The organism is Eggerthella sp., assembly GCF_048329335.1.
Taxonomy (GTDB): Bacteria; Actinomycetota; Coriobacteriia; order Coriobacteriales; family Eggerthellaceae; genus Eggerthella; species Eggerthella lenta.
In genome coordinates this window covers 1-8,901 of sequence record NZ_DBFEGU010000492.1, presented here as the reverse complement: position 1 = coordinate 8,901, position 8,901 = coordinate 1, and the positions used below count along the sequence as shown (strand labels likewise).

Sequence of the window (8,901 nt, the reverse complement as noted above, 5' to 3'; positions counted from 1 at the left end):
ATCTCGTCGTACCAAGCCTGGGCGCGGGCCATGTACTCCGCGTTCTGGCTGCGCTGAAGCTCGCCGGGGCAGTCGGTCGCCGACCAGTGGGAGTGAGGGAACACGTTCACCAGCCACTCCGGACGGCCAAGGCCGTACTTGCGGCAGATCGCCGCCACGAGGTGCGCGCCCTGGTCGAGCACGGTGTCGTTGACCGTCCACGGCCCGAACTGGTTGTTGGCGTGCTCGATGCTGATGGTGTTGCTGTTCGCCCACGCGTTGGCGCACGCCCAGGCGGTGTCCCAGTCGTTGACCAGCTGGCCGATGGTGCCGTCCGCCTGCACCGCGTAGTGGGCGGACGCCTCGCGCGTCTGCCACGTGCTGTAGCAGCCGTCGATGCTCAGGTTGCCGCCCATGTGGTGGATGGTCACGGCCTTGATGGAGCCGTTGCGACCCGGCGTGTAGTGCTTGGTTAGGATGCGTTCGACATCCGCGTTGAGGCCGATCCAGTCCATGGTCACTCCTCCCGCTCTTCCGCCGTGCGCATCTTGTGATAGCCTTCAAGCTCCCATACCTTGTCTCGGACGCGTCCCATGCAGATTTTCGCGCCTAGATCGCGGTCGTAGTTCTCTGGGTCGATGCACGCCGAAGTCTCGGTGACGATGAAGCCGCACGGAAGCTTCGCATGAACCACGGTCATGCAGCCGAAACGATCTTCGACCGTGATCTCGGCTGCTGCCAGGATCGAGTCGACCTGCTCAGGGAACACCCGGTTGTCATTCATGTCTACTCCTTGTCTTTGAGGCTATCCAGCACCTTCTGCGCGTCCTGGGCGGCCTCGGTCATGTTGTTGTTGCGCCACCAGGCGACGACGGTCGTGCCGATGGCAAGCACCGCCGCCACGGCCCCTGTGAGCGCGTCGGGGTCGATCGCGCCGAAGGTGATGGCGAACACGAGGCCCAGCGCGCCCAGCGCCACCGCCAGGGTGCCGATAGCCTTGATCTGCTCCTTGTTCATTCCTGCTCCGATCTCTAGATGTTTATGCCGAGATGAGTTGCCACGATCCCGACCACGAACGCCAGGACCGCCGTGAGGGCGTAGTTGACGACGCTGTCCCATCTCTTCGCGGGCGCGGCCTCCAGAGCCGCTATGCGCTCCTCGGCGGCCGTCTGCCAGGCTGTGTTGGCCTCTTGTATCGCGGTGAGCCTGACAACGCACTCGCGCAGCTCGTCGATCTCCCCGCCGTGCGCCTCGAGGCGCTTGTCGTGCAGCGCGATGGCCCGCTCATGGGCCGAATGCTCGAGGCACTGGTCCAACCGGATCACCTCCTGTCGTGTACGCCGCTTTCCGTCTGCGCCATAGTCCCGCACGAGTCACCTGATCCCGGAAAATCCCAAGCGCGCTTATGATTGGAAACGCGCGAAAAGCGCCTGGGATTTTTGAGTCGAAAAGGAGCCGAGCCATGAACATCGCGGAGATCTACGAGAGCCACTACCTGCCGGAGAAGTCGAAGAAGCGCCGCCCCTCGACCGTGGCGGGATACGACAGCTCGGTGCGCCTCCACGTGCTGCCGAGGTGGGGTTCGTGCGAGATCGAGGACATCGATCCCGACGACCTGCAGGAGTGGGTGGACGGGTTCGATCGTGCCGGCGCCGCCGAGAAAGCCTACAAGTGCCTGCGCCAGATCGTGCGGTGGTGGATTAGGGCAAAGCGCCTGCATATCCCCGATCCGACCCTCTACGTCGAGCTGCCGGCGAAGGAGCCGTACCGTCCCGACGTGCTGGACGCGGAAGGCGTCACGGCCATGCTGCGCGGCATGTGGGGCCATGCCATGGAGGCCGTTGCCATCTGCTCCGTGACGATGGGGCTCCGGAGGGGCGAGGCGTGCGCGCTCACGTGGGGGGACATCAATCTCAAAACAGGCGAGGTTCGCGTGAGCAAGTCGCGGCAGTGCGTGGGCGGAGAGGTCGTGACCGAGGGCACGAAAACCGACAAGTCAACGAGGTCATGCTACCTTCCCAGGTTCGCCATCAACCGCTTGCGCCAGATCAGGGGCAAGGGCCTCATCACCGGAGACGTGTCGCCCGACAAGGTTGCGCGCTCGATCAAGTCGTGGTGCAAACGCATGCGCCTGCCGCACGTCAGCATGACCAATCTGCGCCATACCTGGGCGACGCTCGCTATAGAGGCCGGCATCGGCATCGAGACGGTCGCCATGATGCTAGGGCACACCGACATATCGACGGCGTACGACCACTACATAGTCCCGCGCCGCGCTATCTGCGTCGCCGCTCAGGACGCCGTGGAGACTCTGCTGGTCAAGAGCGCGGGCAAGCCAAGGAAGATGCTGCTGGCCGCATAGTTTTCCGTATCCCAGGCCGCTGTTGGCAACTGGGCCACATTGCAAACATACGGCAAAATTGCCGTGCTGGATGTCGAGCTGATCATCACCGGGACAATGCAGCCGTGGCAAACCCTCGAAAACAGTGAGCTGCCGACCGGCATCGCTGCGGCTAAGACTGCGTTCGGCGTCGTGGCGGTCGAAAGCTACGGAGAGGCGACTCTTGACGTCACGGTCGAAGGATCCAGGGCTTTTCTGCGAAACAGGGGCGCTTCCGCCATCACGATGTCGCAGAAGGGAGCCTATGCTCACGGCCAAGCCGTGTTTTTTTTGGCGTAGCTTTCCGTATCCCAGCGCGAGCTGATATGGTCGGGAGCGTTCTTCATGCGGGCTACGCAGTCGATTCAGATCCCGAAGGGCGTCAACGCGTACTCCACAGGAATCATGCTCGTTTGGTCGGCGTATGCGGACGGGGTGGCGCAGGATTACAACTTCCACAGCTTCATTGTACCTAAGGAGGTCGTTTCCAGTCATAACGGCTTTGGCCACAATTTTTTCCTAGCCACGCAGTGGTTCAGCAGCTTCGCGGACAAGTACGTTTACATCAACGAGAACAGCCTGGTCGGGCACGAGAGGAACGATGCCTCGGGGACCGGCGCTTCGGGGGTGGTGTACGATAACAGAGCATTCGTTTTGCGCGAAGTATGGGGCGTATAGCTTTCCGCGCTCGTCACGGAACGGCGATCCATGCGACCCGAGGGCCGCGAGGGCCTTGCGAGGCGTTGGCGACGCAGATATCGAAGCCGTCCGTCGCAACGTTGCACGCGCAGACCGTCACGGATCCGTACACGTACGTCAGCTCCGCATCCAGCGACGCTACTACGGCTGGTTTTGATTTGTACGGCTCTCCGAACGCGACATGCGTCATGCTCGTCCCATTCGGCGGGGCCTCGTTCGCTTTCATCACGCCATGGGATACGGAAAGCTAGGCTAGAGGACGGCCAGCCATGCAACGTGCGTGTTTGTGTTGGTTCCGCGATACAGAAACACACTAAATCCGTTTGCGTCCACGCTCCCTGCGTTGACGTCAACGTCGTTTGGCGTTGCCGAGTTTGCGTTGACGACCACAACGGGTACATCGGAAAAAGGCGTTTTGAAATCGACGCGTTTCTCGACTACAGCTTTAGCGCTCGACATGACCATCAGCCTGCCGGATTGTATATGGGATACGGAAAGCTATGCCTATATCAGGTAGTACGAGAACGTGCTTATTAAACGCGTCAAAGTCTTTTCCGCCTCCATGCTCCATACTTTCATCGTGCCGTCTGACGACACCTCTGCAGCCGCATTAACGCTGTCTCCGCTGATTGGCAGACGCTGCCAGCTTCGCGGCCTCGCTATCTCGGGTATGACGCATAGCTTGGCTCCGGACGTTCCGATCGACGTGCCGGAGACGTTCGCGAAGCCGACGACGAGCGTCCCGTACCGGACGAACCGAACCTTTCCCGTGCCGGTAGCGGGTGCAGCTTCCGCTACCTGGGATACGGAATTCCAAGCGTCCTTCGCAGAGGTGAATTCTTTGAAAAGCTGCACCGGCGTGCCGACCGTGATGCCGTTAAGAGGGATGCGCCACAGGGGCATGTCATTCGCCAACGCGTTGCCGTTGAGGATGTCTCCGCGCGTGTACGACGGGTCGGCCGGCGTGCCGGTCGTGGGCGTGCCCTTGATGACGACGAGGCTCACGGACTCGACGCCCGTGGATGCGTTCTTGGCGTAGCGGGCCACCACCAGGTCGTTGCGTTTCTGGCTCTGCGTGCCGGTCTGCACCGTCAGGTCGACTCCAGCCGCGTCGACCCAGAAATGGCGACCCTGCATCATGGCGTTGCCGGAGGAGATATGCACCTTGTTGGACGATGCCATGGTGGCCTTGAGCTTGTCGTCCTTGACGCCTGCGAACACGTACTCTCCGGAGCCGAACGCCCCCGCGTTGAACTTCGCCACGTCGAGGGACGAGATATGCGCCTTGCCCGTGAAGCCGGTTACCAGCTCGATGCCCATTATTGCGCTCCTTCCAGATACGAGTTCACGGCCTTGTCGTTGGCCTCGGCCACGGCCTTGTAGCCGGGGTAGCAGTCGGGGCACAGCGTGATCGTCGCCTCCACGCCGTCGGCGGTCAGGCGCTTCACCGTCTTCCAGGATCCCGTGCGGGGATCGTTGCCCTGCAGGTACTCGACCGTGTCGCACGTCTTGCGGTCGCACGCGAGCCTGCTGTATCCGTCCGTCTTGGCCATGGGGCCTCCCTTACTTCGTGCGCTTCCACTTGTACGGCCCGAGGCTGGGCTCCTGCTGCCAGGTGCCGCCCCAGGCCGTGGGGTTGGTTCCGTCGGTCTCCAGGTACGAGCCGACCCGATGGGCGGCCAGGAACATGGCCTGGTCGGTCGGAGGGATCGCCTTCAGCACGCCGTCGCCGTCCACCGTCGTGGTCGTGCCGTCCGGCCTGACCGCCCCGATCGCCGTGGAGGTCGCCTTGTCCATCGCCTGCTTGGGGTGCACGTGGTTCGCGTTGGCCACGATGCCGTTGGCCGTGCCGGCGGAGGCCGTCCCGTTCGCAGCCGCGGCCGACGACGAGAGCTTGACGTGCCCGTAGCTGCCGGACGAAGCCGCTCCGTACGAGGTGTCGGCCGACGCGTGGCTCTTGGGGGCTAGCGTCGATTTCAGCTTGGCGACCAGGTACCGGAGCCCGTCGTCGGTCAACGCTTTGATGGACATGGGGGCGCCCTTAGAACATCGCGTCGATGTCGGCGTTGGTCACGGTCGAGAGGTCTGCGCTCTTGAGGTAGGGCGACAGGTCGACCATGCCCGCCAGCACGTCCCACATGTATGTGGTTCCCGACGTGTTGACGCACACCACGTTGGTGCCCTTAGGGTACGTTTGACCTGCTCCCTCGACGAATGACGCCGTCGTGGTGAACGCGTTGGTGACGTTGTAGACCTTGCCGAGGTTTGCCTTCGACGGCGCGGGGAGGCTCGCGAAGGCGACGGATCCGGCTGGTTTGTAGGTGGAGCTCACGGCGCTCTCGATGGCCGACTGCAGCTCGCTCTTCGCTGCCCCGACGGCGCCGTCCACCGAGGACTGCACGTCGGCGGACGTCTGGTATCCGGAGTCGTTCGTCAGCTCGGACACCTTCGCGGGGACGTGGATCGCGGCCGCCTTGTCATCGGCGTACTTCTTTGCGCTCGCGAGCGTCGCCTTGTCCCCGGCCGCGATGTCCTCGCCGACCGTCGTCGCGACCGCGAAGCCGCTGTCGTTCGCCAGCTGGGACACCCTCGTCGGCACGTCGGCGGCCGCCGCTATGCCGAGGTCGGCGAGCGACTGGGATCCCTCGAGCGTCCTGCCGTTTATCGACGGCTTCGCCGTCAAGTCGGAGTAGGAGCCGCTGAACACGTGGCTGTCCGCGTTCTCGATCTTCGCGACGAGGCCGTCGGTCAGGTTGTTGTCCGACAGCACCTTGTACTCGCTCGACGAGCCAGTGCGAAGCTCGCGCGGAACGAACAGCTGGCGCAGCTTCTGCAAAAAGTAGAGCAGCCCGCCTTCAGACGTCACCTTGATTGCCATAGTCCGGTCCTTTCGGCCATCTTCTCGTTGAACATCGACTCGATTTCGACGTTTCCCAGCTCGACGACTCCGATGTCCTCGAGCGCCATGTCCCCCTCGAGCGTCTTCCCGCCGATCGACGGCTTGCCGACCAGGGCGGCGTAGTCCTTGGCCCCTCCGTCGACGATCAGCTGCCGCATCTCGTTCATCAGCCCGTCGAGCTCGGGGCAGTACGAGCCCGACTCGCCCGCGCCCGCGCTCTCGATCGACGGCAGCACCTCGATCGCGAACGGGCCAGCCGAGTCGACCGCGCCGTCTCGGATCAGGCGGAAGCAGGCTCCCTCGATGAGGCCCTCGACGGCCGACACCTGCGGCGGGAGCACGTACTCAACCACGCCGCCGGGCTTCGCCGCCGCCTCCTCGCGCACCCACGTGCCGTCCGGCTTGACCGCCTCGAACCTCGCCTGGGCGTGCGAGAGGTCGGCCGGCTCCCCGCCGTCGAGGATATGGGCCCGCACGACCGTAGCGTCGGCGTCGCCCCGCATCACGCGCACGGGGGGTCTGTCCCAGTCGGGCTTGCGCAGGTCGAGCCTTATGTCGCATACGTGCATCCGTCGATCACCTCGCAGCCATTAAAGCGCCATTGTCACCCGGCGAGAGGACGCGCCTCCCGCCTCGCACGAGGACGTCACCCCGCGCCTGCCGATGGTCACGACCTTGCGCACTATGGTCGCCGTCACGAAGACCCCGAGACGGCTCTCGCGCCCTCCCACGACGTCGCCGACGTCGAAGTCCGCGTTCGGCGGCAGCTCCGGCACGTCGCAAGTGCTCGCGTCCTGCAGCTCCTTGAGGCGTTTGATCCCCTCCTGCTCGAGGTCGGCGTCCTCGGCCGAGCTGTAGTCGTAGGCGCGCTCCACCTCGTCGACGCCGAACATGCTCTGCGTCTTGGACACGTTGCCCGACTCGTCTGCGTACAGGTCGATCACGGTCCTCTGGGCGAGCTCGCCCTTGCCTAGGCACACGAGGTGGTTGACCGGACGGCTCGCCTGCTTGATCTTGATCGGCGTGCGCCGGCCCTCGAACTCCTCGCGCGACCAGTCGCGGCGCGGCATGGCCGAGAGCACCACCTTGCCGCCGTCCCAGCGCATGGCGAGCTTCGCGCCGGCGGACGCGAGCATGGCGCGCAGGCCCGCGTAGCCGGCGACGTAGCGCGCGAACCGGTAGCCGACGCGGATCCCGCTGTCCGACGCGTCGACGGCGAACAGCCCGGCGAGGCCCATCCTGTGGACGAGCTGCAGCAGCACGGCGTTGGCCTCGCCGGAGACGGACAGGTAGTCCGCGCCCCGGTCCGGGCGCAGCACGCGGCCCTCCAGCACGCCGTGCCACGTGCGCCCTCCGTACACGGCCTTGTGGATCCTGCCGGTGGTGTCCGAGCCGACGTCGTCGACGATCCCTCCGTACTCGGTGCCGTCGACGTAGACGAGCGAGCCGAACGTCAGGCCCTCGGGCGCCGACGCGACCGGCATCCGCAGCTCGAACGTGTTGGCGTCGCCGCCCCCGTCGCCGAACTCCATGTCCATGGTGCAGTCGTCGAGCGCTCGCAGGTCGCGGCGCGACGCATCGGTGCATATCAGGAGCATGGCGGCGTGTCCCTCTCCGCGTAGACGGTCAGATCCCAGCCGAAGGCGTTGGACCACGACACCGACGATATGCCGGGGCGGACGCGCTCCCACATGTACTCTCCGGATCCCTCCTTGCCGCGGATGCGCCCGGCGAACGCGTCGGTCTCGTTCCCGTCGACGTCGCGTACGGTTATCGACCAGTCGCGCGAGTCGGCCACGAGGATCCCTCCGTCGGGCACCTCGGCCTCGACGGCGTAGCGGTTGCCGGCGACGACCACGTAGGGGTCGGTCGCGGGGCCGTACACCACGAGCCTCCACTCGCACGGGCCGTCCGCGTCGACGTCGATGCTGCGCAGGGGAGGGTTCGGCGTGTAGTCGTACGGGAAGCCGTACGGAAAATCGAGCTGCGTGCCGACTACGGCGGGGGAGCGGTCGGGCACGAAGGAGAACTCCTGGGCGCGCGTCCAGACCGGCCTCGCGGCGAGGAGGCGCACCAGCACCTCGCAGTACGACTCGTCCATCCACCATCGGTCGCGCTCGACGGCCACGGGCACGACCGAGAGCCGCCAGCCGCCTATGCCGATTGAGCCGGGAACACCCGTCGATGCGTCGGCTGCGAGCACCGAGCGCAGGCGCTCGCGGGCGGCGAGGCCGTCCTCCCCGTCGGAGCCCTGCACCATGACCGGCAGCTCCCGCTCGGCCGGATCCCGCGTGAGCGGGCCGACCGAGCCGTTCTCCACCTCGTAGGCCAGCTCGGCGTCGAACAGCGTGTGCTTGCCGTAGTGGTAGACCGACTCGGGGCCGAGCTCCAGCGTCTCGCCGAGGTGGTTGGCGTACTCGATCCTCATGTCCATCTAGCCCACCCCCAATGCCCTTCTCGCGCCGCGCGCGTTGGATATCGTCACTTCGTCCGGCGAGTTGTCCGCGATCTTGCGCCCGAGGCCGCGATCGAGCCTGTCGACGCGTTCGGTGAGGCGCTCCACTGCGTCGACGATCCTGCCGGATTCGCCGCCGTCCTCCTTCGGCTTGCGTCCTCGAGGCGACGAGGGCGAGGATCCCGACCTGGCGAGCGCCGCGTCGAGTGCGAACGCGGCGGACGACGGAGCGCCGATGCCCGGGAAGTCCGGCACGTCGAACTCCACGGGCACCTCCACGGCGGGCACGTCCATGTCCGCCGCGTCCACGACCTCCGCGGCCATGTCCCTCATGGCCTGCACCGCCTCGTCTGCGGTGTCGGACACGCCGACGGCCAGGCCCTTGGGCAGGTAGCGCCCGACGGCCGCCAGGACGCGCGAGGGCGAGTGGATCCCGAAGAAGTCCTTGACCGCGCCGAGCGCGTTGCTGCAGACGTTGACGATGGCGTT

Annotated in this window: 15 protein-coding genes and 1 pseudogene; 3 read left to right on the top strand and 13 right to left on the bottom strand. The window is 65.4% G+C overall.

Features of this window, described 5'->3' with window-relative positions:
* The 4 genes from ACMO6A_RS15300 to ACMO6A_RS15285 form a co-directional block, all read right to left on the bottom strand.
* Positions 1–494, bottom strand: a 494-nt coding sequence (locus tag ACMO6A_RS15300; protein ID WP_418471495.1) for an N-acetylmuramoyl-L-alanine amidase, incomplete at its 3' end; no start/stop codon positions are given.
* Positions 495–496: 2 nt separating this feature from the next.
* Positions 497–763, bottom strand: a complete 267-nt coding sequence (locus tag ACMO6A_RS15295) for a Gp49 family protein (RefSeq protein ID WP_114550793.1) — start codon at positions 761–763, stop codon at positions 497–499.
* Between the two features lie 2 nt (positions 764–765).
* On the bottom strand, positions 766–996 hold the full coding sequence (locus ACMO6A_RS15290) for a phage holin (protein WP_161172722.1): 231 nt from the start codon (positions 994–996) through the stop codon (positions 766–768).
* A gap of 14 nt (positions 997–1,010) precedes the next feature.
* Entirely contained in the window at positions 1,011–1,295 is a 285-nt protein-coding gene (locus ACMO6A_RS15285) for a hypothetical protein (protein WP_147271062.1), read from the bottom strand.
* Positions 1,296–1,441: 146 nt separating this feature from the next.
* Between ACMO6A_RS15285 and ACMO6A_RS15280 the strand changes: the two genes are divergently transcribed.
* From ACMO6A_RS15280 to ACMO6A_RS15270, 3 genes are all read left to right on the top strand, one after another.
* Positions 1,442–2,341 (top strand): tyrosine-type recombinase/integrase, encoded by a 900-nt coding sequence (locus ACMO6A_RS15280; protein ID WP_161172723.1) that lies wholly within the window; start codon positions 1,442–1,444, stop codon positions 2,339–2,341.
* Positions 2,342–2,404: 63 nt separating this feature from the next.
* On the top strand, positions 2,405–2,659 hold the full coding sequence (locus ACMO6A_RS15275) for a hypothetical protein (protein WP_114526449.1): 255 nt from the start codon (positions 2,405–2,407) through the stop codon (positions 2,657–2,659).
* 45 nt (positions 2,660–2,704) lie between these two features.
* Complete coding sequence (locus tag ACMO6A_RS15270; protein WP_114550752.1) at positions 2,705–3,037, top strand: hypothetical protein; 333 nt, start codon at positions 2,705–2,707, stop codon at positions 3,035–3,037.
* A gap of 273 nt (positions 3,038–3,310) precedes the next feature.
* Here the strand turns inward: ACMO6A_RS15270 and ACMO6A_RS15265 are convergent, their stop codons facing one another.
* The 9 genes and pseudogenes from ACMO6A_RS15265 to ACMO6A_RS15225 form a co-directional block, all read right to left on the bottom strand.
* Positions 3,311–3,517 carry an H-type lectin domain-containing protein gene (locus tag ACMO6A_RS15265; RefSeq protein ID WP_181872210.1) on the bottom strand — a complete coding sequence of 69 codons (207 nt, stop codon included), beginning with the start codon at positions 3,515–3,517 and terminating at the stop codon, positions 3,311–3,313.
* A gap of 45 nt (positions 3,518–3,562) precedes the next feature.
* Complete coding sequence (locus ACMO6A_RS15260; protein WP_227111500.1) at positions 3,563–4,378, bottom strand: hypothetical protein; 816 nt, start codon at positions 4,376–4,378, stop codon at positions 3,563–3,565.
* Positions 4,378–4,611, bottom strand: coding sequence for a hypothetical protein (locus ACMO6A_RS15255; protein WP_114516587.1), 234 nt, complete (start codon positions 4,609–4,611; stop codon positions 4,378–4,380). The genes ACMO6A_RS15260 and ACMO6A_RS15255 overlap by 1 nt, the downstream gene beginning before the upstream one ends.
* A gap of 10 nt (positions 4,612–4,621) precedes the next feature.
* On the bottom strand, positions 4,622–5,089 hold the full coding sequence (locus ACMO6A_RS15250) for a hypothetical protein (RefSeq protein WP_114526457.1): 468 nt from the start codon (positions 5,087–5,089) through the stop codon (positions 4,622–4,624).
* A 10-nt stretch (positions 5,090–5,099) separates the two neighbouring features.
* Positions 5,100–5,936, bottom strand: a complete 837-nt coding sequence (locus ACMO6A_RS15245) for a hypothetical protein (protein WP_157011333.1) — start codon at positions 5,934–5,936, stop codon at positions 5,100–5,102.
* Entirely contained in the window at positions 5,921–6,526 is a 606-nt protein-coding gene (locus ACMO6A_RS15240) for a BppU family phage baseplate upper protein (RefSeq protein WP_227111501.1), read from the bottom strand. The genes ACMO6A_RS15245 and ACMO6A_RS15240 overlap by 16 nt, the downstream gene beginning before the upstream one ends.
* Before the next feature lie 21 nt (positions 6,527–6,547).
* On the bottom strand, positions 6,548–7,555 hold the full coding sequence (locus ACMO6A_RS15235; protein ID WP_227111502.1) for a siphovirus ReqiPepy6 Gp37-like family protein: 1,008 nt from the start codon (positions 7,553–7,555) through the stop codon (positions 6,548–6,550).
* Positions 7,546–8,391 (bottom strand): hypothetical protein, encoded by an 846-nt coding sequence (locus ACMO6A_RS15230; RefSeq protein ID WP_114526466.1) that lies wholly within the window; start codon positions 8,389–8,391, stop codon positions 7,546–7,548. The genes ACMO6A_RS15235 and ACMO6A_RS15230 overlap by 10 nt, the downstream gene beginning before the upstream one ends.
* Positions 8,392–8,901 (bottom strand): annotated as a pseudogene (locus ACMO6A_RS15225) (hypothetical protein); the annotation flags it as partial.

Coding starts and splice junctions, on each gene's coding strand:
- ACMO6A_RS15295 (WP_114550793.1), bottom strand. CDS start 763: ATGAATGACAACCGGGTGTTCCCTGAGCAGGTCGACTCGATCCTGGCA.
- ACMO6A_RS15290 (WP_161172722.1), bottom strand. CDS start 996: ATGAACAAGGAGCAGATCAAGGCTATCGGCACCCTGGCGGTGGCGCTG.
- ACMO6A_RS15280 (WP_161172723.1), top strand. CDS start 1,442: ATGAACATCGCGGAGATCTACGAGAGCCACTACCTGCCGGAGAAGTCG.
- ACMO6A_RS15270 (WP_114550752.1), top strand. CDS start 2,705: ATGCGGGCTACGCAGTCGATTCAGATCCCGAAGGGCGTCAACGCGTAC.
- ACMO6A_RS15265 (WP_181872210.1), bottom strand. CDS start 3,517: ATGTCGAGCGCTAAAGCTGTAGTCGAGAAACGCGTCGATTTCAAAACG.
- ACMO6A_RS15260 (WP_227111500.1), bottom strand. CDS start 4,378: ATGGGCATCGAGCTGGTAACCGGCTTCACGGGCAAGGCGCATATCTCG.
- ACMO6A_RS15255 (WP_114516587.1), bottom strand. CDS start 4,611: ATGGCCAAGACGGACGGATACAGCAGGCTCGCGTGCGACCGCAAGACG.
- ACMO6A_RS15250 (WP_114526457.1), bottom strand. CDS start 5,089: ATGTCCATCAAAGCGTTGACCGACGACGGGCTCCGGTACCTGGTCGCC.
- ACMO6A_RS15245 (WP_157011333.1), bottom strand. CDS start 5,936: ATGGCAATCAAGGTGACGTCTGAAGGCGGGCTGCTCTACTTTTTGCAG.
- ACMO6A_RS15240 (WP_227111501.1), bottom strand. CDS start 6,526: ATGCACGTATGCGACATAAGGCTCGACCTGCGCAAGCCCGACTGGGAC.
- ACMO6A_RS15235 (WP_227111502.1), bottom strand. CDS start 7,555: ATGCTCCTGATATGCACCGATGCGTCGCGCCGCGACCTGCGAGCGCTC.
- ACMO6A_RS15230 (WP_114526466.1), bottom strand. CDS start 8,391: ATGGACATGAGGATCGAGTACGCCAACCACCTCGGCGAGACGCTGGAG.